The sequence below is a fragment of the Pseudomonas moraviensis genome, from assembly GCF_900105805.1.
Classification (GTDB): Bacteria; Pseudomonadota; Gammaproteobacteria; order Pseudomonadales; family Pseudomonadaceae; genus Aquipseudomonas; species Aquipseudomonas moraviensis_A.
In genome coordinates this window covers 1,098,881-1,125,695 of record NZ_LT629788.1, presented here as the reverse complement: position 1 = coordinate 1,125,695, position 26,815 = coordinate 1,098,881, and the positions used below count along the sequence as shown (strand labels likewise).

The window sequence follows — 26,815 nt, the reverse complement described above, 5'->3', positions numbered from 1 at the left end:
TGCTGACAAGGCTGCCAACCATGGACCCGCTCCGCGCTGCGACTCACGCCGATCCCTATCCTTACTATTCAGAGCTGCGTGCTGGCGGCGGACTGGCCTTTAACGAGGATTTGCAACTGTGGGTTGCCAGCAGCGCGCGGGCGGTGTGTGCGGTGCTGGCGCACGCCGATTGCCGGGTGCGCCCGGTGCAGGAACCGGTGCCTCAAGCCATTGCCCAAGGTCCGGCCGGCGAGGTGATCGGCCGACTGATGCGCATGAATGACGGCGAGCGCCAGCGCTGCCCACGCTCGGCCATCGAACCGGCGCTGGGGCTGATCGATCAGAGCGAGGCAGGTGAGCTGGTTGCTGCCCGACTGTTCACAGCGGATGCCGACGGTTTGTACAACGCAATGTTCCGCGGCCCGGTCGCCGTGGTCGCAACGTCGCTCGGCTTCACGCCGGCGCAGAGCCGGACGATCAGCGAACTGACCGCCGATTTCGTCGCGTGCCTGTCACCGTTGAGCAATGACCTGCAACTCGCCGCCGCGCATGCTGCAGCAACCCAGTTGCGCGGTTATTTCATCGAATTGTTGACCAATCCCGACATGAACAGCGCGCTATTGCAGGGGATCACCCAACGTTTCGAAGGCGATCAAGATACATTGATCGCCAACCTCATCGGCCTGTGCTCGCAGACATTCGAAGCCTGCGGCGGCCTGATCGGCAATGCGTTGGTAATGTTGCAGCGCCAGCCTGAATTACATGCAACACCGATAGAGAATCTATTGGCGGAAGTTCAGCGCTTCGACCCGCCCGTACAGAACACCCGACGCTTTGTTGCTGCCCCATGCGAAATCGATGGCGCGCGGCTTGAAGCGGGTGATGCAGTTCTCCTGCTGTTGGCCGCAGCCAATCGCGATCCGGCGCTGAATGAACGCCCGGAGGAGTTCGTGCCGCAGCGCGCCAACCGTCGAAGTTTCAGTTTTGGCAGTGGTCGGCATCAGTGTCCGGGGCAAGCGTTGGCGATGAGTATTGCCGGGGCGACTTTGAATCAAATCCTTGCCAGCGGCCTTGGTCTGAATAGCCTGAGCTGGGATTACAGGCCATCGCTCAATGGCCGGGTTCCACTGTTCAACATTAGCGGCGGCTGATGATCAGTCTTCGCGAGCAGGCTCGCTCCCACATTGGCCCAGTGATGAACTCAACATTGTGGGAGCGAGCCTGCTCGCGAAGAGGCCAACAATCAAACCGCCCACTGCAAGATCAACCAACTGTTCGCCCCACTGATCAACACAAACAGCCCCCACGCCAGCACCCGGGTTGGCCAGCGATTGACGAACGGCCCCATCAGCTGTCTGTCGTTGGTCATGCGGATCAACGGATACAAGGCAAACGGCAGTTGCAGGCTGAGCACTACCTGGCTCAATACCAGCAACTTGCCGATCGCGTTATCGCCCATCAGCCACACGCCGATAAAAGCCGGAATCAGCGCCAGCCCGCGGGTGATCAGGCGCCGCTGCCAGCACGGGATGCGCAGGTTCAAATAGCCCTCCATGATCACCTGCCCGGCGATGGTCCCGGTGAAGGTCGAACTCTGTCCGGACGCGAGCAGCGCCACGCCGAACAACACACTCGCCAGCGCACCGCCGACCAGCGGATCGAGCAAGTGATAGGCGTCCTGAATGTCGACCACATCGGTGTGCCCGGACTGGTGAAACGCCGCCGCTGCGAGAATCAGGATTGCCGCATTGACCAGCAGCGCCAGGGCCAGCGAACCGATGGTGTCGATGCGCGCCAGTTTCACCGCATCCTGCTTGCTCGCCAGATCCTTGCCGATCATTCGCGTCTGCACGATCGAGGTGTGCAGGTAAAGGTTATGCGGCATGACGGTGGCGCCGAGGATGCCAATGGCCAGATACAGCGGTGCGGCATCGCCGATGGCCGACAGCGAAGGTTTGAAGCCCTGCGCCACGTCCGGCCAGTAAGGTTTGATCAGCAACAGCTCAACGAAAAAACACACGCCGATGGTCGCGACCAGCACCAGCATGATCGCTTCCAGCCGGCGGAAACCACGGTTCTGCAGGGCCAGCACCAGCAGTGTGTCGAACGCGGTCAGGGCGATGCCGAAAGTCAGCGAACAGCCGAGCAGCAAGTGAAACGCGAGTGCGCAGCCAAGCACTTCGGCGAGGTCGGTGGCGATGATCGAGATTTCCGCCAGCCCCCATTGCAGGCGTGCGGTCGGCGTGCTGTAGCGCTCGCGGGACAGTTGCGCCAGATCGCGGCCGGTGGCGATGCCCAGCCGCGAGCACAGGCACTGCACCACCATGCCAGCCAGACTCGCCAACAGCACCACGAACAACAGGCTGTAACCAAAACGCGATCCGGCCTCGATCGCGGTGGCCCAGTTGCCCGGATCCATGTAGCCGATCGACACCAGCAAACCGGGGCCGGCAAAACGCAGCACGCGCTTGAAGAATGAAGCAGTCGGATCGACCGCGACACTGCCGGCCACTTCCGGCGGGCAAAACGGCGCAGTGGCGATTTTGGGCAAGCTGAATTTCACGCACACATCCAGAAACAAACACGGGAGCCCGGCAGCTTAGTCGTTTCGAACAAAGCGTTGAAGAGCAAAAGATCGCAGCTGGCGGCGCCCGCATGTGGAATGCGAACTTCTGATCTTATTGACTCACGCCCAACAACTGCTCGCGCAACTCAGGACTGCGCGTACGCGGATCCAGCCAGATATCAAAAAACGCCTTGGCAAATTGCGGATCTTCGATTTCATGCTGAAGCTTCTGACCGATAAAAAATCGCGCACCCTGCCCCGGCAGATACACGCCGGTAATACGCGTGCCGGCCTGCACATCGACGAACGATTGCTGCATCTGCACCTGCCAGTCGGCCAGTTGCGCCGGACTGACGCGGGGGCCGCCAAGGCGTTTGATTTCGTCGACGCTGGTGCTGACCAGATCATCGCGCGAGATCGCCCGGCGGTAGATCAGCTCCAGGGCAAAGGGCTGGCCGGCCGCCAGCGGTCGCGCGGCACTCCACAGGCGTGCACTGTAGACATCGAAACCGAACACACTGAAATCGCCGCTGCCGATGATCTGCGCACCGGGCACGGCGTCTTGCCAACTGGCCCATGTCGGTGTGAGCAGTAGCGCCCACAAGCCAATGCCACAGCAGCCACGGACGAGCTTCGGTGTCCTGTTCATCGCCGTTATGTCTCCGCGCGTCGTGATGCTCCAAGCATAGCCGGATTCACGCCTGAAATTTTGTATACAAACTTTGCACACATAGGCAGCAATCTTCTCACCGCAGTGCTAACGTGACTCACCCTGACCCGACGGAGACACCCGCGTGCTGATTCTCAAACTGCTGCTGATTCCCGGTTTCCTCCTGCTGATTTCTCTGGCAGGCAAGCGCTGGGGCCCGAGCGTGGCGGGATGGCTATCGGGTTTGCCGGTGGTGGTCGGGCCGATTCTGTTTTTCCTCGCCATCGAACAAGGCCCGCAGTTCGCTGCGCAATCCGCGGTGGCGGCGCTGTCGGCAATGTTCGCGATGATTGCCTTCTGCATCACCTATGCGCAGGTCGCGCAACGCGCCAATTGGCCGTGGGCACTTACGATCTCGCTGGCGGTTTGGGGCTTGCTGGCGGCGGTGTTATCGGTGATTCCGGGGTCCTTGGCGTTCTCGGTAATTGCTGCGGCGGTAGCACTGCTGGCATCGCCTTACCTGTTTCCTGAAGTGCAACCCGTATTGAACGGGCCGGCGCCGAAGTCGGACAAACTGATCTGGCGGATGATTGCCGGCGCGGCGCTGACGCTGGTAGTGACGATGCTCGCCAGCACCGTTGGCGAACGCTGGAGCGGCCTGCTCGCGGTATTCCCGGTGCTCGGCAGCGTCATGGCGGTGTTCTCGCAACAGACCCGCGGCCCAGCGTTTACCGCCGCGTTACTGCGCGCAACGGCGACCGGCATGTATTCGTTTTCGGCATTCTGCCTGGTGTCGGCATTGACGTTGCCGAGCATGGGCCTCAGCGGTTTTGCCGTAGGCGTGGCGGTTTCGGTCGCGATGCTGGGGGTGACCCGGCGTCTGCTGGCGCGGCCAGTGGCCAGGGCGCAAGCGCAATAACCGTCCGGACGAATCGCGCTGGAATCCCCGGCACGCTCCGTGGGATGATCGCCCGCCTTGCGCGACCAATTCCCGGAGATTCAGATGTCATTGTTGAGCAAAAAAGCCGTCATCCTGATGTTGGCGGCCGTCGCCGGTTTCACCGCGATCAATGCGCACGCCGCCAAGGAAAAAGTCAAAACCGAGAAGGTCTCGATGCTCGACGGCAAGTTTGCCTTTGTCCTGCCCAAAGGCTTTGTCGCCGACCCGCTGCCCGCCAGCCCGAGCGGCGCCAAGGGCACGATGTACACCAATCAGGCGACCAAAACCGTGGTCATCGCCGCGGAAAACCAGATCCCCGCAGGGCAGAACGTCAAGAATAACGACAGTGAATTCCTCGACGGCAGCGTGTCGAGTTTCATCGACGATCAGCGCAAGGCGCTGCCGGACTTCAACAAGCTCAGCGAAAAAAGCCTGACCCAGAAAGGCACCGGCCTCGGCCTGCGCCAGGTTGACAGCACCGCCACCCAAGGCGGTGGCCAGACGCTGAACACCACGCTACTGGCCGGCTCAGGGACGAAGATGGCGCTGGTGCAGGTGATTTCCCGCGCCAGCGACAAGAAGACTCACGATGCCTTGGTCAAAGCCATCGTCAAGGATTGAGCCGCTGCAACCAGCCATTCAGATCGCGCAATTCGGCCGCACTGATGCTGTGGCCGACGCCCGGATAAGCGTGAAACTCGGGCTGGTAATCGAGTTTCTGCAGTAGCGCGTTGGCCTCGGTGCCATGGCGGTAAGGCACCGGATCATCGGCGGTGCCGTGGCCGATAAAGATGCTCAGCGGCAGCGGCGCCTGTCCGGGCTTGAGTTCGGCCTTGAGCACCGGCAACAAGCGCCCGCTCGACGCGGCAAAGCCGCCCACGGCCGCTGGCGCGCGCAGGCCCACTTCGTAGCTCATCATCGCGCCTTGGCTGAAACCGATCAGGTACACCTTGTCCGGCGCGGCGTGATATTTCTTCGCCGCCTGAGCGATAAAGTCGCGCAGCTTCTGGCCGCTGACCTTCAGATCATCGGTCTCACCGTTGTAGGCACCGTCGCCCTTCTTGCGAAACCACTGGTAACGTCCTTCACCCAGACTCATCGGCGCGCGCACGGAAAGGTAGTTGTACTGCGCCGGCAGCTGAAATTTCATACCGATCAGATCGGCCTCGTTACTGCCATAACCGTGCAGGAAAATCACCAGCGGACGCGGTTCGGCATCGGCGTGGACCTGTTCGAGGTATTTGAGCGGCAGGTCGGATTGCAGGGTGGTTTGGGCGTGGACGGCGGTGGATGCGAGCAGCGTTAGCAGGGCGAATAGTTTCAGCATGGAGCGTTCCTTCACAGAGTGTCGGGTTCGCGGGGGAGCCTAACATCCTCGGCGGAGGATCCAAATTTTGTGGTGTGGCTGATGGCCCTTTCGCGAGCAGGCTCGCTCCTACATTTGGAATGCGTTCCCCCTGTAGGAGTGAGCCTGCTCGCGATGAGGCCATTGAAGCCGACGGAAATCCTCAGTCGTTGGTCAACTTGCCGGTACGAAACGGCACCCGCCCCGCCACTTTCGCCTGCCAGATCCCCGGTTCGGTATACCGCCCGCGATCAATCGCAAACAGCACCCCGCTGGTGCCGGCGCGCACGGTGGTCACGCGATCCTGCAATGGATCAACGACCTCGAACAGCGCGTCGCCCTGCTCTACCCATTCACCGGCATTGCGCAAGAAACTCACTACGCCGTGGTGCGGGGCGAACAGGTATTCGGTGCCTTCGAACGGCAGGCCTTCACAGCACTCGTTCGGGGCTGCCGGCCATTCGCCGCTGATGAAACCCTGCTCGGCGAGAAAGCCGAGAATCGCTTCGCAGTTGGCCCGGGCCTGATCGACACGGGTGTCGCCCATGCTGCCCAGCTCCAGCGTGGTTGCCAGGTTCGCCGCCGGAATCGCCGCATGCGGGAATGCTTTAGCCAGACGCAACCAGGGCGTCGAGCAGGACTCATCGAACGAGCTGCCGCCGGAATCCTCGCACAGCAACGCCACACCCGCCTTCAGCCGCGCCGCCAGTGGTTGCCACTGCGGCCAGTGTTGCGGCAGCGCGTACAGGTGAATGGCAGCGTCGAAGTCGCAATGCAGATCGAGGGTGATGTCGGCGTCGCAGGCGTGGCGCAGCAATAAGCGATGCAAGGCTTCCAGTTGAGATTTGGCCGCCGGCAACTCGTCAAAGACCTGAGCCATGGCCTCGCGGATCAACGCGACGTTGGCCTCGGCATCCGCACCGAGCCGCTCCCCTGCCAGCGCTGCCACCGGGGCGCTGAGCTCGACGAACGCGCGGTTGAAATTCTTGCCGCTGCCCAGCTCGAAGCGGCCCATGTGATTGCCTTGCAGATGCTGATCAAGGCCGATCGGATTGGCCACCGGCACCAGTTCGATGACGCCCTGCAAGCGGCCCTGCTGTTCCAGCTCGCTCAGGCGCAGCTTGAGTTCCCACGCAGTGCGCATGCCCGGCAGCTCGTCGGCATGCAGGCTGGCCTGGATGTACACCTTACGGCTGCCGGCGCCATAGCGGAACACGCTGAGAGAGCGCTCGCTGCCCAAATGGCTCCAGGGCAGAACGTGGTCGATGCGTTGCATGGGAAATCTCCGATTTTTCTGTAGGAGCTGCCGAAGGCTGCGATCTTTTGATCTTGTTTTTTACAAGCAAAGTCAAAAGATCGCAGCCTTCGGCAGCTCCTACATGGCAAATATGAACGCAGGATAAATCATGGGTGCAAAAAAAGTGGCCTCCGCGCAAACGGGGCCACTTTTTTCTTACGGCTTATTAATGGCCGTACACGTCAAAGTCGAAGTACTTGTCCTGGACTTTCTTGTACTCGCCATTGGTGCGGATTTCGGTGATGGCCTTGTTGAACTGCTCAGCCAGTGCGGTATCGCCCTTGCGCACGGCAATGCCGGCACCGCCGCCGAAGTACTTGGCGTCTTCATAGGTAGGGCCGACGAATTCGAAGCCTTTGCCGGCGTCGGTTTTCAGGAAGCCGTCGCTGAGGTTGACCGAGTCGGCCAGCATCGCGTCGATACGCCCGGACACCATGTCGAGGTTGGCTTCCTGCTGCGAGCCGTAGCGCACCAGTTCGATCCCGGCCGGAACCAGCACTTCTGTGGCGTAGCGGTCGTGGGTGCTGGCGCGCAGCACGCCGACTTTCTTGCCCTTGAGCTCGGTCAGCGGGTCTTTGACGCCGGAGCCTTCCTTCATCACGAAGCGCGCCGGGGTGTGGTAGTACTTGATGGTGAAATCGACGTTTTTCTTGCGATCGTCGGTGATGGTCATCGACGACAGAATCGCATCGATCTTTTTCACTTTCAGAGCCGGGATCAGACCATCGAACTCTTGCTCGACCCACGTGCATTTGACCTTCATCTGCGCACACAGCGCGTCGCCGATGTCCACGTCGAAACCGGTGAGTTTGCCGTCAGGGGTTTTCATCGAGAATGGCGGGTATCCGGCTTCGATGCCGATGCGGATCGGCTTGGCATCATCGGCCACAGCGGTCAGGGACAACATCGACAGTGCCAGGGCACCGAACATCACTAGCTTTTTCATTTATTACTCCCGTGCGGAGGCTTTTATTGGCAGCTTTCGATTCAGCGTTCGGTCATGGCGTTCTAACAGCAAAAACCGAAGTGGCCGGCAGTCTATGGCGACGCGCACGGGGGCAATTGTTTTTAAGCGACAAATACTTACAGAACATCGGCGCACGCATTGACGGGGGTCAAGGCGTGCGCCGTGGTGGTGCGAAGGCTGTAGGACAAGACTGTTTTCAGAGCAAGAAACGTTGATCCTTCCCGTAGGAGCTGCCGAAGGCTGCGATCTTTTGATCTTGATCGTCCCCACGCAGAGCGTGGGAACATTCGTCAAAAGATCGCAGCCTCCGGCAGCTCCTGCACAGGGATCAGCATTCGCAGGCGACAGGTGTGTTGGCGACTGACGCCGCGCTCAGTTTGAAGCCTTCATCCAGCCATCCGGTAACGCCGCCGATCATCTCCTTCACCGGGTAATCCAGTGCGGCCAGTTTCACCGCCGCCTTGTTCGCGCCGTTGCAATGCGGTCCGGCGCAATAGACCACGAACAACGTGTTTTTCGGGTAATCGGCCAAGCGTTCCGCCGTGAGCAAGCGTGTCGGGATATTGATCGCGCCAGGCACATGCCCGCGCTCGAACGCCAATGGGCCGCGCACATCCACCAGAACAAAATCGACCTCGCCGGCCTCGTGACTGCTGAATACGTCGGAACAATCGGTTTCGAAGGTCAGACGATTGCTGAAATGCATCAGGGCAATCGCCGAAGGTGCGGCGGGGATGTCGCGAACCAGGCTGGTCATGTTGTGTGGCTCCTTTGTCTGTGGGGGATGAACAGACTTTATCGAGACGGCGCTTACCGCTACAGTGGCGCGCAAGACACCGACCGGGAGTTTTCCGCCAAATGCTCACTCAGCCCAATCTGGTTGCCATTCTGGCCTACGATGGCCTCTGCACGTTCGAGTTTGGCATTGCCGTGGAGATCTTCGGCCTGGCCCGGCCGGAGTTCGAGTTCCCTTGGTATGAGCATGCGATCGCCGCGGTCGATCAAGGCCCGATGCGCGCCATGGGCGGCATTCAGGTGCTGGCCGATGGCGGCCTCGAACTCCTCGCCGAAGCGCGCACCATCGTCATCCCCGGCTGGCGCGACCGCAACGCCCCGGTACCGCCAGCGCTGATCGACGCATTGCGTCAGGCCCATGGCCGAGGCGCGCGGTTGCTGTCGATCTGCTCCGGGGTGTTCGTCCTTGCGGCCAGCGGCTTGCTCGACGGCCACCGCGCCACCACCCACTGGCGCTACACCAGCGAACTGGCCCAACGTTTTCCGGCCATCGAGGTCGATCCGGACGTGCTGTATGTCGATGCAGGCCAACTGATCACCTCCGCCGGCAGCGCGGCGGGCATTGACGCCTGCCTGCATCTGGTGGCACGCGACTTCGGCACACAGGTCGCCAACGCCGTCGCGCGGCGCCTGGTCATGTCGCCGCAACGCACCGGCGGCCAGGCCCAATTCATCCCCACCCCGGTCAGCCCGACACCACGCAGCGATTTATCGCGAGTCATGCAATGGGCCCGCGAACGCCTGCACGAACCGCTGGAAGTCCGCGATCTGGCCAGCGAAGCAGCAATGAGCGAGCGCACGTTTCTGCGGCGCTTCACCGAAGCCAGCGGCCAATCGCCGAAAGCCTGGCTGCAACATGAACGCCTGGCGCGAGCGCGGGAGTTGCTGGAAAGCACACACCAACACACCGAGCAGATCGCCCAGCGCTGCGGCTATCGATCGGTGGAGAGTTTTCGCGTGGCGTTTCGCAGCGTGGTGGGCGTACCGCCGTCGGTTTATCGGGAGCGGTTTGGGCGGGAGGGTAAAGCGATATGTTGACCTGTCTGGCAATGGATTTGATCTTTTTACAGTCCTGACAACTGCAAAAATTTCAGACGCGTCCTACATCCATCACTCCGTCGTTGCTTTAGCGTCCGCTTCGTTTTTTAACAACGGACAAGGACGCTCATGGCTCGCAAGAAAGACATCCCCCGGGTCCAAAACCCGCCAGAGGGAGATGGACACCACATCACCACCCGCTACATGACTGCCAGCGAACTTGCTGAGCGCGAGGCCGCGCATGGCGCTTATGAAGACATGCTGGCGCGGCAACAGGTTCACGAAGATCGACTTGGCAATCAGGCCATACGACAACAGCACAATTTAAGCGGCTGTGTGTTTGCGAAGAGTTGCAAGCTGCCGAACGGCGTCATCAATGATGCCAATCCATCCGGATTCATACCGGTTGGGAAAATTTCGGATTATGGAACGCTGTCCTTGCTAGCGGGGCGTGAACGTGACGCCGCCGGGAATATCGCACTCAAGGCAATTGGCGCGAGCAGTTTGCAAGCGTCGATCGGAGCTTTTGCTCTCGGCAGCTCTGGCAGTCTGAGCGCCAGCGCTGCGACCGCAAGTAGCACAAGCCTGGCTACCGGCGGTGTCGTCGCAGGCGGGTTGCTCGGATTGGTTGCGCTGCTGTGGCCATCGAGTCTCGCCGATAGCGCTCTCTACACAGAGGAGCAGCTACAGTCGCTTGAGACGGCTCGGACTCGGGTTCGATTGCACGTAGAACAGCAGCCCGACGGCACGTTGAAAGGATACGGATACAACACTCAAACGCGCAGCGATTGGGAAATGATTCCTGTCGTCCAGTTCGTCAAGCAAGGCGCCTCGCACGTCGCAGATTTTGGCAATGGGTCGACCCTACTCTGGACTCCCTCAGTAGACTCGTCACGCGGATCGGCAATTCCGCCGCTGGAAAGTGCGCCGCAGGTTCCCCACATCTGGGTATATCCGCCGACCGAGCAGGCGGACAAAATCATTGTCAATCCAGTTTACCCGCCTGAATACCTAGACTTTATCCTGGTCTTTCCGGCTGGCTCGGGAATAAAGCCTCTTTACATTGTCTTGGCACTTGAGTTCGACGCTGCCAGTTATCATGGAAAAAAAGACACGCCAGTCAAAAGCAAAGGCCCCTCGAATGGGCAGAACGCGTTGGAGAGTTCGGTTCAGGTAAAGCCTACATCTGCGCGCAGGATTGGAGTCGATCCCGATGCTAATGAGTTAGTCATTTTTGATCGCACTGGTGGAGACGTCTACCACGGACACGTAAGGCCATGGGATAAACTCCATCAGGACATGAAAAACGCATTGATCAAAGCCAAGAAAGTAGATACCAAAGGCAATATTTTGGGAGCAAGAAAGTGAGCCTCACCTACCAAGACCCGTCAATAGATCATGATGAATCCATACGATTACTGGCCAGCGGCGCTCAGGAAAATGTCATTCGCGCACTGATTTCCATTGGTTTGAATGAACCCGATGGCAACTGGGCTCAGCAAATCTGCTTCCAGCATCTCTCCAGCGAAACCGAAGCGATCGCTGCCTCTGCCATCACCGCCCTGGGCCATATCGCTCGTCGGCATGGAAGACTGGATACCGAAACCATTTTGCCGGAGCTTGAAAACCTAAAGCGCCGGATGCCCTCGCTGCAGGGCGTCATTGAGGACACGATTGACGATATAGAGATGTTCACCTGAGCATCCGAAGTTGCGAGCGTTTGGATGAGGGTGGCTTCATCCAGACGCACGTTCCTCAGACCTCAATCCTCCCGCGTCAAAACCTCCAGCAACTCAATTTCAAACACCAGATTCGAATTCGGCGGAATCTTGCCCATGGTCCGCTCGCCGTACCCCAGATGCGCCGGCACCCGCAATTTGCGTTTGCCGCCGACCTGCATGCCCATCAGGCCCTGATCCCAGCCTTTGATCACGCGGCCAGTGCCGATCACGCACTGAAACGGTTTGCCTCGGCTCCAGGACGAGTCGAACTCAGTACCGTCTTCCAGCCAGCCGGTGTATTGGGTGGTGATCAGTGCGCCTTTCACCGCGGCTTTGCCGTCGCCCGGTTGTAGGTCGATGATTTGCAGTTCGTCTGTCATGTCGTTGGCTCTGTTGAGATTTTTCGCAGGCGGCGTTTTTCGCAGAATCCGTTGCCGATGGCAATCCATGGAACCGAAAACCCGCGTCGCCGCTCACATGTGTATCGACATCGTATGACGACAAGGATGCTTTGATGACCGACTCTCGATTGCTGCGCAGTTTCATTCCGCCCTACATCCTCAACCGCATCATTGCGCACGGCTCCGAGCCGCAACGCAACGCTGCGATGCAAACACTCAACCATGTACGCAGCCTGCTGCCCAACCCCGGCCGCCCTTCGCAGCCGCCGGCGCGGGCGATTCTGCCGGAGGCGACCAAACCCGGCCTGGCCCGGCGCAGCGTGCATGATGCGCAGAACAAAATGCTCTTGCCGGGCATGCCGGTGCGCCTCGAGGGCCAGCCGGCGTCGGGGGATCCGGCGGTCGATGAGGCTTACGATGCGCTGGGTGCCAGCTATGATTTCTTCTGGAAAGTGCTCGGTCGCGACTCGATCGACAATCAGGGATTCGCCCTGATTGGCAGCGTGCACTACGGGCAAGGTTATGAGAACGCATTCTGGAACGGCGCGCAGATGGTCTTCGGGGACGGCGACGGCGAAATCTTCCAGCGCTTCACCCGCTCGCTCGACGTCATCGGCCATGAACTGGCCCACGGCGTCACCGAAAGCGAGGCCGGTCTGATTTACGCCAATCAGTCCGGCGCGCTGAACGAGTCGCTCTCGGACGTATTCGGTGTGCTGACCAAGCAATACACCCTCGGGCAAACCGCCGAGCAGGCCGACTGGTTGATCGGCGCCGACCTGCTGATGCCGAAGATCCAGGGCAAGGGCCTGCGCTCGATGTCACACCCCGGCACGGCATATGACGACCCGCTGCTGGGCAAGGATCCGCAACCGGATCACATGCGCAAGTTCGTCATCACCAGCGAAGACAATGGCGGCGTGCACATCAATTCCGGCATTCCCAACCGTGCGTTTTATCTGGCGGCCCAGGCGTTCGGCGGCTTTGCCTGGGAAAAGGCCGGGAAGATCTGGTATGACACGCTGTGCGATGACCGATTGAGCCAGGAGGCAACGTTCGACGCGTTCGCAAAATTGACCATCGACCATGCCGGCCAGCGCTTCGGCGCCGAAGCAGCCGACGCAGTTCAGCAAGCCTGGGCACAGGTCGGTATCGAATAATCCGAGGAGGCTGTATGAAAACGCTACCCGAGCTGGATGACGATTCCGTTTTGCGCGTATCTCGCCAGGGTGGCGTTGCAGCGATTCACAGCCTGAGCCGCCCACGGGAAATCGAATTCGCGCAATGCGACATCAATCAGCGTTCGAGAATCTGCTCGGTGCTGGAGGGCTGTCTGCCATTGGACAACAGCGAATCCGGGCGTGGGGATCAACGCTTCTTTCAGATTGAAGTACGCTATCAGTCCGGGGAAATGGTGCTGAAAGTGCCGGAGAACCAGGCGCCCGGGGAGCTGGTGAGTCTGTGGGACAAGGGAGAACTGCTCTGATTCATGCTGGCGGGTCTTCTGCGTCGACAACTGACGATGTGCGGGGGCCCAATCCTGCGGTTTGTCCAAAGACCACACCGTTGAATGTGTGCGTACAGCACTCGCAATGCGGCGTCATGTCCTGCGCCGTCAGTTTCGGATTGACCATTTGCAGCCGATTTTGCTCATCGACATACAGCCCGCTGAAATAGCTGGATTCACCTAGTCGCACGATGTCCTGGCGATCTTCTTCATGGATGGCAACCATCCAGAACACTGGGGCGGATTGATCAAGTCGCGCGACAGCCTCACCGAAAATGGAATCCCAAGGGCCGCCAACGCGAGACAACAGGAAGCGAAAAAGCGGGGTGTAGTCTCTTCCGTATTGTTTGCCCGGATGCATCGAACTTCGCATGGCTTCGTGACGGCTTGCGGCTTTGCTGTTGCGCTGATCGCGGTAATGCGCAACTGATTCGTTGCGACGAACACCCCACGTACGAGTATTCACTTTGCGGTAAAGAAGTTTCTTGTCCAATCCCTTGTTCCTCATTCAAACGCCCGCTGTTTTACCGGAACGCCGTTCGAATACAATCAGCCATCCATGGCCAATTGTAAAACCGGGCCTATCGCTCGACCGGCTGCATCTCGACAATCGTGCCGTTGGTGATCATCACCATCACGTACTTGTCATTGATCTGCACCCACTGCGCCTGTTCGATCGGTGCTTTCAGACCTTTGGCTTTCCAGTTCTTCAAAGCCTTGTCCTCGCGCTGGTACATTTCCGGCGCGCGGTCGTTGACCTTCAGTTGGCGGTCGCTGGTCGGCGATTGCACGGCGGGTTCGCTGGAGGTTTGCGCCGCTTGAACAATGGGCGTGATCCCGGCAATACCGGCAACGAGGGCCAGACTGGCGATTAGGGTTTTGCTGTTCATCGGTGAACCTCTTTCAGATGAGTAGTACCTGAACTCCGACTGCGCGGCGCGGGAAACATTCCTTGTTTTTGTGCTCAGGCAGGCTGAGAAATTGACGCTGCCGATCTGGCCCGCAGCGAAAGGTGGCCCGCTGCCACAGACCCGTCGGATTTGCGCTAACATGCCGCGCCCCTTTCTGCCGTGTGAATAAGGACATCACCGTGAACAGCACTCTCATCATCCTTTTGGTCATTGCCGGCCTCCTCGCCCTCTACGCCATCCAGCTCTTCAACCGCCTCGTTGCCCGCCGCAATCAAATCAACAATGCGTTTGCGCAACTCGAGGTGCAGCTCAAACGTCGCTACGACCTGATCCCCAATCTGGTGGCAACCGCCAAGGGCTATATGGCTCATGAGCGTGAGACGTTGGAAGCAGTGATCGCAGCGCGCAACCACGCGGTTGCAGGCCTGCAGGCAGCTCAGGCGCAGCCGGGCAATGCCCAGAACATCGTCCAGCTCGGGCAGGCGGACAGCGCACTGAGTAGTGCGATGGGCCGGTTGAACGTGACGGTCGAAGCCTATCCGGATCTCAAGGCTTCGCAAAACATGCAGCAATTGAGCGAAGAGCTGAGCAGCACCGAGAACAAAGTCAGCTTTGCTCGCCAGGCTTACAACGATGCGGTGATGAGCTACAACACCCTCAAACAGAGCTTTCCGGCTGCCGTGTTCGCCCCGCTGTTCGGCCATGCTGCCGACGCGTCGCTGCTGACATTCGCCGACAGCGCGGCGATTCAGCAAGCGCCACAGGTTTCGTTCTGACCCCAGCCAACGGATGGCACCATGAATTTTTTCCAACAACAGCGCCAGGCCAAGCGCCGCACTCTGCTGCTCATCGTTCTGATGGGATTGGCCGTTCTGAGCCTGATCGCCGCGTCCTGCTTGATGATGATCATTCCGGTGGAAGACGGCGACGGCAATGTCCTCTTCGATCTAGAAATGAGCTGGGAGCTGGTCGGAACCGTATCCGCGGTAGTTATCAGCGTCGTGCTGCTGGGCAGTACGGCGAAGCATTCGGAGTTGTCCGCCGGCGGCAAAGTCATTGCGCGTAGCCTCAATGGCCGGCTGATCAACCATAACGCGCAGACTCTTGAAGAGCAGCGCCTGCTCAACGTGGTGGAAGAAATGGCCATCGCCTCAGGCACGGCCGTTCCGCCGGTGTATTTGCTGCCGGAGCTGGGCATCAACGCCTTCGCCGCAGGCATGACGCCGCAAAACGCGGTGATCGGCGTGACTCAGGGCGCGATCAATCTGCTGACTCGCGAAGAGTTGCAAGGTGTCATCGCCCATGAGTTCAGCCACATCTACAACGGTGACATGCGCCTGAATACCCGGTTGATCGCTATCGTTCACGGCATCCTCGTGCTCGGCCTGACCGGAAGCTACATCCTGCGTGGCACCGAAACGGTGGGCAAAGAAGCCGCGCGTCGCAGCAAGTTTGTCGCGCTCACCGCGCTGGTGGGTTTTGTCCTGTGCGTTGCAGGATTTGCCGGGTCGTATTTCGGCAACCTGATCAAGGCAGCGATCGGGCGCCAGCGCGAGTTCCTCGCTGACGCGACGGCTGTGCAATACACGCGCAACCCGCAAAGCATTGCCGGTGCACTGAAAAAAATCGGTGGTTATGAATTGGGCGCCACGCTCAATGCCGCGCGTGCTGCCGAGTTCAGCCATCTGTATTTCGGCTCGGGCACTTCTTCGTTCGACCTGATGGCCTCGCATCCGGATTTGAGCGAGCGGATCCGCCGGGTCGATGCGCAATGGGATGGCAGCTTCGTCAAGATCGCCGCGCCGAGCGTAGAGCTGCCGGCCAAACCCGACCTGCCGATGGCGGATGCATTTGGCGGTGTCCCGGCTGCCGCCATGGCGGTGCTTTACGACTTCAGTGCGGCGCAAGCCTCAGTTGCAGCGATCGGCGCGCCGCAGGCAGAACATTTGCTTGAGGCGCGCCGTTTGCTCGACGATATTCCGCAGGTACTCAGAGACGCTGCGCGCAGCGTCGATGGCGCTCAAGCCATCGTTTACGGGTTGTTGCTGTCACGCTCGGCGCCCGTGCTGGGCATGCAGTTCGACATACTGAGGGGATCCGTCGACGACGCGGTGTTCGAGCATTTGGAACAGCTGCAAAATCCACTGTTGTCACTACAGCCGGGCCTGCGTTTGCCACTGCTCGATCTGGCGACACCAAGCCTGCAACAGCTCGGCAAAAGTTTCCCCAGGGTCGATGCCAACCTGATCGCGCTGATTGAAGCCGACAACCAGACCGAACTGCTTGAGTGGACGCTGTTGCGCATCGTCGAACGCAATGTGCTGGGCGCGGCGCCGGTGCAGTTCAAATTCGGTCTGTTCCAGTGCGCCGAAGAACTCTTGGCACTGCTCAGCGCGCTGGCCCGCGCCGGTCAAAATGATCAAGCGACGGTGGCGCAGGCGCTGGAATCTGCGTGGCAAGGGCTCGCATTCGAGCGACCACCAGAGATTCGCGCCGATCTGGAAGAACTAATCGGGCTGGAAACCGCGCTCAGCCGTCTGCGCCATCTCATGCCGGAGGAGCGCCCCGCCCTGCTCGATGCGATGACCCGCTGCGTGATGCACGACGGCGTGATCACCGTGGCCGAAGCGGAGTTGTTCCGGGCCGTCGCCGACTTGCTCGATTGCCCGCTTCCGCCGTTTCTGAGCATGCCTGTGCAGGTTGGGAACGGCGCGACTGAGGTACCTCGCGAACCAAGTGCAGTGTCGGCTACGGCGTAGGCAGAGTGGTAACCCGCCCCTATAGGAGTGAGCCTGCTCGCGATGGCATTCGACCGGCCAACATCGGTTTCGCCTGACATATCGCTATCGCGAGCAGGCTCACTCCTACAAAGAGCAGGAGCAAAAGCAAAAGCAAGATCAAAAGATCGCAGCCTTCGGCAGCTCCTACAGTTGGATTGGGCACAACCTCAAGATCAGGTCGGCTGTCAGGCCGTCTTCGCGAGCAGGCTCGCTCCCACAGAAAAGCAATGCAGCGCAGCTGCTCGCGGCGAAGCCGCCCCACTCAACAATGAGCGTTAGCTCGAGTGCTTTTGATCTTGATCTACGGGCGACGTCGGAAGGCTGAGTGGAGGGATTGATCCGGGCGTGGGAGCGCAGCGACCGTACGACGCAGTCGTACACAGCGAGTGTAGGTGCAGCGAAGCAAACCGGAGCCGCTGCGCCAGGATCGATCCCGCAGCGAAGGAACCCGAGCCTGCGAGGGCCGAACGCAGGAGCAAGCCTTTTGGGTTACCTTTTTGCTGGGCCGGCACTCCGGCGTTTGAAAAAGGTGACCCGCCGTAAGGGCGGAACCCTAAGCCGCCGTTACCGCAGCAACGGATATGTACCCGGTCGACCTGCAAAAATCACCGCCTGACCAGACGCCTTCGCGAGCAGGCTCGCTCCCACATTGACAGCGCTCCACGTCACGGATTGATCCGCAACACGCATCAATCCATGCCAACAATGCAATTAACAGATTGTTACATCTGCGCCACCATCCACCTCAATAAAAACCGTGCGCCGCTTCTCCGTAGCGCACGTCATAAAAGCGGTGGAGTACTTTTCAATGACAGCCTCAATCCCTACCAACGGCTCGCGGGCCGGTGCCATCTTCCGGGTGACCTCGGGCAACTTCCTCGAACAGTTCGATTTCTTTCTGTTCGGCTTCTACGCCACGCAGATCGCGGCGGTGTTCTTCCCGGCGAGCAGCGAGTTCGCCTCCCTGATGATGACTTTCGCGGTGTTTGGCGCAGGCTTCCTGATGCGTCCGCTGGGCGCTATCGTGCTCGGTGCGTACATCGATGATGTCGGTCGGCGCAAAGGTCTGATCGTCACCCTGTCGATCATGGCCAGCGGCACGATATTGATCGTGCTGGTGCCCGGATACGAAACCATAGGCTTGTTCGCACCGGCGCTGGTGCTGATCGGCCGGCTGCTGCAAGGCTTCTCCGCCGGTGCAGAACTGGGTGGTGTTTCGGTGTATCTGTCCGAGATCGCGACACCGGGCCGCAAGGGCTTTTTCACCGCTTGGCAGTCGGCCAGTCAACAAGTGGCGATCATCGTCGCGGCTGCGCTGGGCTACGGTCTGAATCAGTGGATGGAGCCGCAAGCAGTGGCGGCCTGGGGCTGGCGCATTCCGTTTTTCGTCGGTTGCATGATTGTCCCGTTCATCTTCTTCCTGCGCCGCAACCTGGCGGAGACCGAAGAGTTCGCCGCGCGCAAACATCGTCCGAGCATGCGCGAAGTATTCCGCACCCTGGGTCAGAACTGGGGCGTGGTGCTGGGCGGGATGTTGATGGTCGCGCTGACCACCACCGCGTTCTACCTGATCACCGTGTACGCGCCGACCTTCGGTAAAACCGTGCTGCACCTGAGCACTTCCGACGCGCTGCTGGTGACGCTGCTGGTGGGTGTGTCGAACTTCTTCTGGCTGCCGATTGGCGGCGCGTTGTCGGACCGCATCGGCCGTCGCCCGGTGCTGATCGGCATGGCCCTGCTGGCCCTGGCCACGACTTATCCGGCGCTGTCGTTCCTGGTGCAGGCGCCGAGTTTTACCAACATGCTGCTGTCGTTGTTGTGGCTGTCGTTCATCTACGGTCTGTACAACGGCGCGATGATTCCGGCGCTGACCGAAATCATGCCGGTGGAAGTGCGCGTCGCCGGTTTCTCGCTGGCCTACAGCCTGGCCACAGCGATCTTCGGTGGGTTCACCCCGGCGATGTCGACCTTCCTGATCCAGTACACCGGCGACAAAGCCGCGCCGGGTTACTGGATGAGCATCGGTGCCCTGTGCGCACTGTGCGCCACGCTTTATCTGTACCGCCGTGCCGGTGGTCGTCTGCAACCTGTCGCGGCCTGAGGAAAAACTCGCCATGAAAAAACTCTTTACTGTCACCGCCCTGCTCGCCGGTCTCGCCTTCAACTTCGCGGCCCAGGCGGAAGAATTGAGCGTGATGACCTCCGGTGGTTTCACTGCCGCCTACAAGATCCTCGGGCCGAAATTCGCCGCTGCGACTGGCAACACCCTGACCACCAGCCTCGGCCCGTCGATGGGCAAGGCACCGGAAGCGATCCCCAATCGTCTGGCGCGCGGTGAGCACGCCGACGTGGTGATCATGGTCGGTTACGCCCTTGATGAACTGATCAAACAGGGCAAGGTTGACCCGGCGTCCCGCGTTGAACTGGCGGATTCGCGGATCGGTATGGTGGTGCGTGAAGGTGCAGCGAAACCGGACATCAGCAGCGTTGACGGCCTGAAGAAGACCCTGCTCGACGCGCAATCGGTGGCGTACTCCGACAGCGCCAGCGGCGTGTATATCGAGCAGCAGTTGTTCAAGAAACTCGGTATCGAAGATCAGCTGAAACCGAAAGCCAAGATGATCGCCAAGATCCCGGTCGGTTCGGTGGTTGCCACGGGCGACTATCAACTGGGCTTCCAGCAGGTCAGTGAATTGCTGCCGGTACCGGGCGTGAGCTTCGTCGCGAAGATTCCGGAATCGGTGCAGTCGGTGACGCGTTTTGCCGCGGGTATTCCGGTCACGGCCGAGCATCCAGAAGAGGCCAAAGCCTTGCTCGCCTACCTCGCAGCACCGGCCGCTCAGGCTGACGTGCAGGCCACCGGACTGGATTCGGTCAAGCGCTGATCGTTGGCGGCTGGACGCGCATCTCGACGACCAGCCGCTCCAGTTCCAATGCCGCCGGGGTCAACGTACGATCCCGGCGCTTGATGATGCCGACACTGCGCATCACTTGCGGCTCGGTCAGCGGCACCCGCGTCAGGATCGGATGGTCCGGCCCGGGCATCGCCATCAACGGCACCGCCGCCACGCCCAAACCCGCCTCCACCAGGCCGATCATCGTCGTCACGTGCCGCGTCTCGCAAATGCTCTGACGCTGCGGCACCACCCCGCCCAAGGCCTGATCAAGCAGGAAGCGATTGCCCGAAGTCTTGTCCAGCGCGATGTAGTCCTGCTGATAGAACTCGTCCCAGCTGACGCTGCTGCGCCCGGCCAGCGGATGATCGCGGCGACAGGCGACGACATAGCACTCCTGCACAAGCGGTTCGAACTCGACTTTGGCATCCTGCGTGCCGAGAAAACTCAAACCGAAATCCGCCTCGCCATTGACCACCGCACTCAACACATCATGCGCGCTGGAATCGAGGACTTTGACTTTGATTCGCGGAAATTGCTGGTGATAGCGCGCGACCACGCGCGGCATGAAGTAGTACGCCGCCGATGGCACACAGGCGACGGTGACATGCGCCAAACGGGTCGAGGCGACTTCGCTGATGCCGAGCAAGGCGATGTCGAGATCATCCAGCAACCGCTCGACGCTGGGCATGAAACCGCGTCCGGCTTGGGTCAGGCTGACCTTGCGCGTGGTGCGCTCGAACAGTTTCACGCCGAGGGCGTCTTCGAGCTTTTCGATGCGCCGACTCAGCGCCGGCTGCGACAGGCGCACGGTGTCGGCAGCCTTGCGAAAACTGCCCTGCTCGACCACCGCGCGAAAGGCTTGCAGGTCGTTGAGGTCGAAGTTGATGGCCATGGCGTTTCCGGAAATTGATGCGCAAGGGTTATAAATGTAACCAGTTGATGCAAATTATTACAGCGACACCGGAAATCCAGTGTAGGAGTGAGCCTGCTCGCGATAGCGGTTTGTCAGTCACGGATGATGTCGACTGTTCCACCGCGATCGCGAGCAGGCTCACTCCTACAAGGGATCTTTGGTGGATCTGAAATCCGGTCAACCCTTATCCTTGCCACCCCCCGCCGTATCCGTAGTCAGGAGTCGTTCCAATGCCCCATGAAGGCAATCTGTTGCAAGCCGCTGTCGTGTTTCTGTTCGCGGCGGTGCTCACCGTGCCTTTGGCCAAACGTCTGCAACTGGGCGCTGTGCTCGGTTATCTGTTTGCCGGGGTGATCATCGGCCCGTCCGTGCTGGGCCTGATCGGTAATCCGCAAAGCGTTGCGCATATTTCCGAGCTGGGCGTGGTGTTGCTGCTGTTCATCATCGGCCTGGAGCTGTCGCCGCGACGCTTGTGGGTGATGCGCAAATCGGTGTTCGGCGTTGGCCTGGCGCAGGTGCTGCTGACCGCGTCGGTGATCGGCGGGCTGGCGCTGTCGGTGTTCGGTCAGCCGCTGAACAGCGCGATTGTGCTGGGCCTCGGTCTGGCGCTGTCTTCTACCGCTTTTGGCCTGCAAAGCCTCGCCGAACGCAAGGAACTGACCAGTCCCCACGGGCGTCTGGCGTTTGCCATTCTGCTGTTCCAGGACATCGCCGCGATTCCGTTGATTGCGCTGGTGCCGATGCTCGCTGGCGTCGATCACCACACCAGCACCGCCGACGATATCCGCCACAGCTTGCAGGTGCTCGGCGGCATTGCTGTGGTGGTGATCGGTGGGCGTTATCTGCTGCGTCCGGTGTTCCGCGTGGTGGCGAAAACCGGACTGCCGGAAGTGTCCACCGCCACCGCGTTGCTGGTGGTGATCGGCACGGCGTGGCTGATGGATCTGGTCGGTGTGTCGATGGCGCTGGGGGCGTTTCTCGCCGGTCTGCTGCTGGCGGATTCGGAATATCGCCATGAGCTGGAAGCGCAGATCGAACCGTTCAAAGGCCTGCTGCTCGGGCTGTTTTTCATCAGCGTCGGCATGGGCGCCAATCTCAGCCTGTTGTTGAGCGCGCCGATCACCGTGTTGGGCCTTACCCTGCTGCTGATCGGGCTGAAATTGCCGCTGCTGTTCGTCGTCGGGCGTCTGGCCGGCGGGCTGAACAAGATCAGCGCAATTCGCCTCGGTATCGTTCTGGCTGCCGGCGGTGAGTTTGCGTTTGTGGTGTTCAAGATCGGTCGCGATCAGGGCCTGTTCGAGCCGCGTCTGTACGACCTGCTGGTGCTGACCATCACCCTGTCGATGGCGCTGACGCCATTGCTGCTGTTGATCTGCGCACGCTTGGTAAGTCCGAGGGTGCAGCCGGTGGAAGTGCCGGAAAAATTCCGCGAGATCGACACCGAAGCGCCGCGGGTGGTGATTGCCGGCATGGGCCGGATGGGCCAGATCGTGGCGCGGATTCTGCGCGCGCAGAACATCAAGTTCGTCGCGCTGGACACCTCGGTGGAAACCATCGAACTGTCGCGCAGCTTCGGCGGTGTGCCGGTGTTCTACGGCGACCCGATGCGCCCGGAAATTCTCCACGCGGCCAAGGTCGGCGAGGCGGAATATTTTGTCATCGCCACGGATGATCCGGAGACCAACATCAAGACTGCCGAGGTGGTGCACAAGCTGTATCCGCACATGAAAATCATTGCCCGCGCGCGTAACCGCCAGCACGTGCATCGCTTGATCGATGTGGGCGCGGAGGCGATTCGTGAGACCTACTATTCGAGTCTGGAAATGAGCCGTCGTACATTGGTCGGCCTCGGTCTGACCCAGGCCCAGGCCGATGCGCGGATCAAGCGTTTCAAGCATCACGACGAACAGGTGCTGGAGGCGCAACACACCGTTTACGACGACGCCGCCAAAGTCCTGCAGACCGCCCAGGAAGCCCGGGCGGAATTGGCCAAACTGTTCGAATCGGATCAGCTCGAAGAAGAATCCCGCAACACCTGAGCCCTGCACAAAACCTGTAGGAGTGAGCCTGCTCGCGATGGCGGTGTGTCAGTCGACTTATTCATTACTGACACACTGCTATCGCGAGCAGGCTCACTCCTACAGGGGATCGGTGTCAGGCCAGTTCTAATTCCAGTGTCGGTTTGACCGGTACCACTTCAAACCGATCCGCGAGAAACGGCGTGATATCCAGCGGCAGCGGTTCGTCATTCACCAGTTTGTCCAGCAACACCCCGGTGATCGCTGACGTCAGAATCCCCGTGCGGAAGTGTCCGCAGGCATTCAGATACCCCTCGACCCCACGCATCGGCCCGAGGATCGGCAGCTCATCCGGCGACCCCGGACGCAGTCCTGCCCAGGTGCGCTTGAGGTTGACGTCCGCCAGCTCCGGCAGGCAGCGCACCGCGCCCTGCACCAGCCCGGCAATCTCCGGGAAGGTGGTGGTGACGTCAAATCCTTTGTCTTCGGTGGTGCTGCCGATGAGGATTTCGCCATTGTCCTTTTGCGCCACGTAGCAATCGCTGGTGGTCAGACAGCCGTTGAGGATTTTCGGCATTCGCTCGGTCAGTAGAATCTGGCCTTTCACCGGTTTCACCGGAATACGAATCCCCGTCGCCCACTCACTCAGATCCGCCGCCCAGGCGCCGGCGGCGTTGATCAGCGTTTTGCAATGAAACACCCCCGCCTCCGCCGTCTGCACACCCGTGACGCGAGTACCGTGATGCAGCACGCCGGTGACGTGGGTGTTGACGAAGAGGTCGACGCCGTTCTGCCGCGCACCTTCCATGTAGGCATCCGCGAGGCGGAACGGACTGACCTGATGATCGCAGAGAAACTCCAGCGCCCCGCGCGCCTCATGGCTGACGCTCGGCTCCGCCGCGCGCAACGCCGCTTGATCGAGCCAGCGCACCTGATCGGCCAGATGCGGAATGCAGCCGACGATGTGCTCGGCGTAGAGCCGGTCTTCGTCGTCATAGATCACGAACTTCAACCCGGTCTTTTCGAACTTGCAATCCATGCCGTGGTTGTCTTTCAGCTCGCGATGCAGCGCCGGGTAAAGAGCGTTGGACTGCAAGGCAAAATCGAAGAAGGATTCCGGCAAGATATGCGGGGTACTGGCGTCCACCGCCACCGCTGCGCCCTGGGTTGCGCGCTTGCGATTGGCCGACATCATGCGAAAGAAGATCACCCCGCAACCGAGGCCGACCGACTCGCCAATCGCCCACAAACCGCCAGCCGAAGCGCGGGTCGCATTGCCGGGACGCTTGGCGTCGATCAGCGCAACTTTCAGATCTTTGCGCTTGGACAATTGGTAGGCGCAGGAGGCGCCGATCACTCCGCCACCGGCAATGACCACGTCGTAGAACTTACTCATGGCAAGCGCCCTCCTTGCCGAGGGACTGGAACGCGGAAAACGGTACCGGATCAATCGGGAAGCGCGGGCGCAGCCAGCCGACATCCTGACGTCCGGTGGCCTGGCGCAGGCGATCGCTGCAATAGCCCACGCACATCCGTCCCTGACAATCGCCCATGCTCACGCGGGTGCGCATTTTCAGGCTGGCGATGTCTTGCACGCCCTGCTCCAGCGCCAGGTCGATGTCAGCGCGGGTCGCGTGTTCGCAGCGGCAAATCACCGTGTCGGCCGCAGGCAGAGCAATCTGACCGACGCCGCGCTCGGTGTAGCGATCCACCGCCGCACGAAAGCGCACGATGGCTCTGAGTTTGCTCGCGAAGCGATCGCGGCGCACGCGGGCCAGTTCGGCGTCGAGCACGCCGCGTTGCAGCAGGATGGAAGTGGCGGCGATCCTGCCGGCCAGCATCGCCGCTTCACCACCACGGATCCCGCCCATGTCGCCGGCCAGATGCACATGCGCCACGTTGCTTTGTTGCCAGTCATTCGCGTGGGCACGCAGGTAGCCGTCGTCGCTGAAACCATGATCGAGGCCCATCTGCTGGCTCAATTGCGTGCGCGGAATAAAACCGTAACCGACCGCCAGCGTCTGCGCTTCGAAGCGTTCGACCCGCGACAGATCCGCCTCCCAGGTCGCCGAATACGGCGCGACGCTGACGCTTTTCAACTCGCCTTCACCGTGGGCTTCCACCACACCCCAGCCGTAGTTCATCGGGACGCCGTGCAACTTCAGATAAGCGAGCATGCTCAAGCCGTCGAGGAACAGTTGCGGCTTGTTCAAGAGCGCCAGACTCTCGCGGGCGATCTTGCCGAATGCACACGCCTCGTAGACGCCAGCGACGCGCACGCCGGAGGCATGCAATTGCGTCGCGACCAAGGGCAGCAGCGGCCCGGTGCCAGCGATGATCACCGGCCCTTGCGGCTTGACCACGCCACTCTTGATCTGCAATTGCAGACCACCGAGCAGAATCACTCCCGGCAACGTCCAGCCGGGAAACGGCACGCTGCGTTCGTGACAACCGGCGGCGAGCAGCAGCTGCGGATAAGCGATCTCGTGCAGCTGTTCATCGCCGTCAAGCACCACCATTGCGCGAGTGCCTTCGGCGCCGACCACGCGGTGGTTGAGTCGCACGTCGATCAGGCCCGACTGCTGCTGAAATTCACCGTGCAGTTTGTCCAGCGCTTCCGAGTAACGCGGCCCGAGATAATCCAATTGCACGCCATCGCGCAACGGCCCGCGATACACCACCCCACCGAGGCGCGAGGCCTCTTCGAGCAAGGTGCAGCGCACCCCATGGCGCGCCAGCTCGATGGCCGCCGCCATCCCCGCGGGCCCGCCGCCAACAATCAACGGTTGCAGGCTCATACGACCTCCTGCGCGACGACGCGGTTGACCTGGGTCTCGATCAGCATGCCGTCACGCACCACGGTCTGACAGGCGCGGCGCTTGTGGCGACCGTTGATTTTCACCAGACAGCACTGGCACACGCCCATGCCGCAATAGGCGCCGCTGATCTGATCGTGATCGTTGCGTGCGATCTGACGCACGCCGAGGGACTGGATGACGCTGAGGACGGTTTCGCCGATAGCGGCGCTGACCGCTTGGCCATTGATGTGCACGGTCATGTCCGCCTGCACCAAGGGCTGGATATCGAAGGTTCTTTCTAGGCAGTTCATTACGGTGTTCGTCCGTGAAGATTCGGTTGAGGTTGTGTCAGCTCCTTGCTGCACTACGCCTCGTCGACGCTTTTATTGCTGTGTTTTCAACGTCGACGCGGATACTTCGTCAGCGCAACAAGGTGCGCGACAAGCACTGTAGCTCATACCTCAGCAAAGGCCTGGGTCATTTACGGTAGGTGATAGCGCCAACGGAAATATTGATCCAGGCCAATGAAATTGGCGGGACGGGCAACGATCAATTGGAGAAGACGAACTGGCCTTTGATTTTCTTTGCGCCGAAGAAACCAAGGTCGGGGAACAGCAGGTTTTTCAGCCAGGCCACGTAGAAAATCATCGCCAGGGTGATTGCCACGCCGATCACCGTACCGGTCGGGTCATCCCCGTATTCCTTGAACATGCGCGGAACCTGGCTGATCGAGAGCACCACGTACACCGTGTAAGCATGAGCCGCGTTGCGATAAAAACCCCAGGCAAAGAGCAAAGGCACGCCACCGGCGAACAAACCAAGTCCGATGGCAAAACCGGTACTGATGGTCAGCCCGAGGAGATAGCCACCCACCAGACCGATCAGGGCCTGAACGTAAGTCAGTCCGAGGAGGATCTTGATCTTGCCGGCGTGGCGTTCGAGCAGATCCGGATCCGGGCGCGAACCGATCAGATAGGCCAGCGCCTTATCTTTCAGCGCTCCACCGGAGAAGGCCTTGAAAGTTTCGGTTTTCGAGCGCCCGGCATCGAGCATTTCGGCGACCTGGCGTTTGATTTCCTTCTTGTCCAACTGACTCATCCTTAAAGTGAAAAAGCGGAACGCCCGCTTTGCGCGGGGATTTTCGCTTTTGGCCCCGCAGAAAGCAAAAAGCCGCTTTCACCCGAAGATGAAAGCGGCAGAGGCATCCTGCCTCAGAGGGATCAGTGTACGAACAGGGCGATCAGGATGATGATCGGGATCGGTACGCCGAGGAAGAACAGCAGTAATGAGCGC

At 60.4% G+C, this 26,815-nt stretch carries 27 protein-coding genes; 13 read left to right on the top strand and 14 right to left on the bottom strand.

Translation table 11 applies throughout. The annotated features are described in order from the left end of the window. The first annotated feature begins 20 nt into the window (after nt 1-20). The gene (locus tag BLU71_RS05425; protein WP_083352486.1) at nt 21-1,130 is read left to right on the top strand and encodes a cytochrome P450; all 1,110 of its coding nucleotides are present in this window, start codon (nt 21-23) and stop codon (nt 1,128-1,130) included. Nucleotides 1,131-1,222: 92 nt separating this feature from the next. Here the strand turns inward: BLU71_RS05425 and BLU71_RS05420 are convergent, their stop codons facing one another. Both BLU71_RS05420 and BLU71_RS05415 read right to left on the bottom strand, forming a co-directional pair. Then, on the bottom strand, nt 1,223-2,542 hold the full coding sequence (locus BLU71_RS05420; RefSeq protein WP_083352485.1) for an Nramp family divalent metal transporter: 1,320 nt from the start codon (nt 2,540-2,542) through the stop codon (nt 1,223-1,225). A 115-nt stretch (nt 2,543-2,657) separates the two neighbouring features. Continuing rightward, entirely contained in the window at nt 2,658-3,194 is a 537-nt protein-coding gene (locus tag BLU71_RS05415) for a chalcone isomerase family protein (RefSeq protein ID WP_064363577.1), read from the bottom strand. 145 nt (nt 3,195-3,339) lie between these two features. Between BLU71_RS05415 and BLU71_RS05410 the strand changes: the two genes are divergently transcribed. Both BLU71_RS05410 and BLU71_RS05405 read left to right on the top strand, forming a co-directional pair. Continuing rightward, complete coding sequence (locus tag BLU71_RS05410; protein ID WP_083352484.1) at nt 3,340-4,113, top strand: hypothetical protein; 774 nt, start codon at nt 3,340-3,342, stop codon at nt 4,111-4,113. 84 nt (nt 4,114-4,197) lie between these two features. Further along, nucleotides 4,198-4,755, top strand: coding sequence for a hypothetical protein (locus BLU71_RS05405; protein ID WP_083352483.1), 558 nt, complete (start codon nt 4,198-4,200; stop codon nt 4,753-4,755). On the opposite strand, the gene BLU71_RS05400 is transcribed toward BLU71_RS05405, so the two are convergent. The 4 genes from BLU71_RS05400 to BLU71_RS05385 all read right to left on the bottom strand — a co-directional run bounded on the left by BLU71_RS05400 (nt 4,745) and on the right by BLU71_RS05385 (nt 8,500). After that, nucleotides 4,745-5,461 carry an alpha/beta hydrolase gene (locus tag BLU71_RS05400; protein WP_083352482.1) on the bottom strand — a complete coding sequence of 239 codons (717 nt, stop codon included), beginning with the start codon at nt 5,459-5,461 and terminating at the stop codon, nt 4,745-4,747. The genes BLU71_RS05405 and BLU71_RS05400 overlap by 11 nt on opposite strands. A 181-nt stretch (nt 5,462-5,642) precedes the next feature. After that, on the bottom strand, nt 5,643-6,755 hold the full coding sequence (locus BLU71_RS05395) for a succinylglutamate desuccinylase/aspartoacylase family protein (RefSeq protein ID WP_042609285.1): 1,113 nt from the start codon (nt 6,753-6,755) through the stop codon (nt 5,643-5,645). A 187-nt stretch (nt 6,756-6,942) separates the two neighbouring features. Then, on the bottom strand, nt 6,943-7,722 hold the full coding sequence (locus tag BLU71_RS05390; RefSeq protein ID WP_064363581.1) for an ABC transporter substrate-binding protein: 780 nt from the start codon (nt 7,720-7,722) through the stop codon (nt 6,943-6,945). Between the two features lie 349 nt (nt 7,723-8,071). Then, nucleotides 8,072-8,500: a rhodanese-like domain-containing protein gene (locus BLU71_RS05385; RefSeq protein ID WP_042609283.1), complete on the bottom strand. Its 429-nt coding sequence runs from the start codon at nt 8,498-8,500 to the stop codon at nt 8,072-8,074. 101 nt (nt 8,501-8,601) lie between these two features. On the opposite strand from BLU71_RS05385, the gene ftrA reads away from it, so the two are divergent. From ftrA to BLU71_RS05370, 3 genes are all read left to right on the top strand, one after another. After that, nucleotides 8,602-9,576 (top strand): transcriptional regulator FtrA, encoded by a 975-nt coding sequence (ftrA, locus tag BLU71_RS05380; protein WP_065616067.1) that lies wholly within the window; start codon nt 8,602-8,604, stop codon nt 9,574-9,576. 129 nt (nt 9,577-9,705) lie between these two features. Beyond that, nucleotides 9,706-10,944, top strand: coding sequence for an S-type pyocin domain-containing protein (locus tag BLU71_RS05375; RefSeq protein WP_083352481.1), 1,239 nt, complete (start codon nt 9,706-9,708; stop codon nt 10,942-10,944). Next, nucleotides 10,941-11,276, top strand: a complete 336-nt coding sequence (locus BLU71_RS05370; RefSeq protein WP_083352480.1) for a hypothetical protein — start codon at nt 10,941-10,943, stop codon at nt 11,274-11,276. Before BLU71_RS05375 ends, BLU71_RS05370 begins: the two co-directional genes overlap by 4 nt. 62 nt (nt 11,277-11,338) lie before the next feature. Here BLU71_RS05370 and BLU71_RS05365 read toward each other — a convergent pair whose 3' ends face one another. Beyond that, complete coding sequence (locus tag BLU71_RS05365) at nt 11,339-11,677, bottom strand: FKBP-type peptidyl-prolyl cis-trans isomerase (protein ID WP_065616063.1); 339 nt, start codon at nt 11,675-11,677, stop codon at nt 11,339-11,341. A gap of 134 nt (nt 11,678-11,811) precedes the next feature. Here BLU71_RS05365 and BLU71_RS05360 point away from each other — a divergent pair, with 134 nt between their 5' ends. Together BLU71_RS05360 and BLU71_RS05355 are read left to right on the top strand one after the other, a co-directional pair. Next, the gene (locus BLU71_RS05360; protein ID WP_064363587.1) at nt 11,812-12,858 is read left to right on the top strand and encodes a M4 family metallopeptidase; all 1,047 of its coding nucleotides are present in this window, start codon (nt 11,812-11,814) and stop codon (nt 12,856-12,858) included. 14 nt (nt 12,859-12,872) lie between these two features. Further along, nucleotides 12,873-13,184: a protealysin inhibitor emfourin gene (locus tag BLU71_RS05355; protein WP_064363588.1), complete on the top strand. Its 312-nt coding sequence runs from the start codon at nt 12,873-12,875 to the stop codon at nt 13,182-13,184. A 1-nt stretch (nt 13,185) separates the two neighbouring features. On the opposite strand, the gene BLU71_RS05350 is transcribed toward BLU71_RS05355, so the two are convergent. Both BLU71_RS05350 and BLU71_RS05345 read right to left on the bottom strand, forming a co-directional pair. Continuing rightward, on the bottom strand, nt 13,186-13,698 hold the full coding sequence (locus BLU71_RS05350; protein WP_064363589.1) for a hypothetical protein: 513 nt from the start codon (nt 13,696-13,698) through the stop codon (nt 13,186-13,188). An 88-nt stretch (nt 13,699-13,786) separates the two neighbouring features. Next, the gene (locus BLU71_RS05345; protein WP_042609276.1) at nt 13,787-14,095 is read right to left on the bottom strand and encodes an RcnB family protein; all 309 of its coding nucleotides are present in this window, start codon (nt 14,093-14,095) and stop codon (nt 13,787-13,789) included. A 200-nt stretch (nt 14,096-14,295) separates the two neighbouring features. Here BLU71_RS05345 and BLU71_RS05340 point away from each other — a divergent pair, with 200 nt between their 5' ends. The 4 genes from BLU71_RS05340 (at nt 14,296) to BLU71_RS05325 (ending at nt 19,781) form a co-directional block, all read left to right on the top strand. Further along, nucleotides 14,296-14,892, top strand: coding sequence for a LemA family protein (locus BLU71_RS05340; RefSeq protein WP_173867292.1), 597 nt, complete (start codon nt 14,296-14,298; stop codon nt 14,890-14,892). Nucleotides 14,893-14,913: 21 nt separating this feature from the next. Continuing rightward, nucleotides 14,914-16,875: a M48 family metallopeptidase gene (locus tag BLU71_RS05335; protein ID WP_083352479.1), complete on the top strand. Its 1,962-nt coding sequence runs from the start codon at nt 14,914-14,916 to the stop codon at nt 16,873-16,875. 829 nt (nt 16,876-17,704) lie between these two features. Then, nucleotides 17,705-18,997 carry an MFS transporter gene (locus BLU71_RS05330; protein ID WP_016775219.1) on the top strand — a complete coding sequence of 431 codons (1,293 nt, stop codon included), beginning with the start codon at nt 17,705-17,707 and terminating at the stop codon, nt 18,995-18,997. A 13-nt stretch (nt 18,998-19,010) separates the two neighbouring features. After that, nucleotides 19,011-19,781, top strand: coding sequence for a substrate-binding domain-containing protein (locus BLU71_RS05325; RefSeq protein ID WP_083352478.1), 771 nt, complete (start codon nt 19,011-19,013; stop codon nt 19,779-19,781). On the opposite strand, the gene BLU71_RS05320 is transcribed toward BLU71_RS05325, so the two are convergent. Further along, on the bottom strand, nt 19,771-20,685 hold the full coding sequence (locus BLU71_RS05320; RefSeq protein ID WP_083352477.1) for a LysR family transcriptional regulator: 915 nt from the start codon (nt 20,683-20,685) through the stop codon (nt 19,771-19,773). The genes BLU71_RS05325 and BLU71_RS05320 overlap by 11 nt on opposite strands. Before the next feature lie 251 nt (nt 20,686-20,936). Between BLU71_RS05320 and BLU71_RS05315 the strand changes: the two genes are divergently transcribed. Beyond that, nucleotides 20,937-22,745, top strand: coding sequence for a monovalent cation:proton antiporter-2 (CPA2) family protein (locus BLU71_RS05315; RefSeq protein ID WP_083352476.1), 1,809 nt, complete (start codon nt 20,937-20,939; stop codon nt 22,743-22,745). Between the two features lie 115 nt (nt 22,746-22,860). On the opposite strand, the gene hcnC is transcribed toward BLU71_RS05315, so the two are convergent. The 4 genes from hcnC to BLU71_RS05295 form a co-directional block, all read right to left on the bottom strand. Further along, on the bottom strand, nt 22,861-24,120 hold the full coding sequence (gene hcnC / locus BLU71_RS05310) for a cyanide-forming glycine dehydrogenase subunit HcnC (protein WP_083352475.1): 1,260 nt from the start codon (nt 24,118-24,120) through the stop codon (nt 22,861-22,863). Next, entirely contained in the window at nt 24,113-25,522 is a 1,410-nt protein-coding gene (hcnB, locus tag BLU71_RS05305) for a cyanide-forming glycine dehydrogenase subunit HcnB (RefSeq protein WP_083352474.1), read from the bottom strand. The genes hcnC and hcnB overlap by 8 nt, the downstream gene beginning before the upstream one ends. Continuing rightward, a complete protein-coding gene (locus tag BLU71_RS05300) occupies nt 25,519-25,833 on the bottom strand; it encodes a (2Fe-2S)-binding protein (protein ID WP_083352473.1) in 315 nt (104 codons plus the stop codon). Before BLU71_RS05300 ends, hcnB begins: the two co-directional genes overlap by 4 nt. A 238-nt stretch (nt 25,834-26,071) precedes the next feature. After that, nucleotides 26,072-26,620 (bottom strand): hypothetical protein, encoded by a 549-nt coding sequence (locus tag BLU71_RS05295; RefSeq protein ID WP_317615018.1) that lies wholly within the window; start codon nt 26,618-26,620, stop codon nt 26,072-26,074. Between the last annotated feature and the right edge of the window lie 195 nt (nt 26,621-26,815).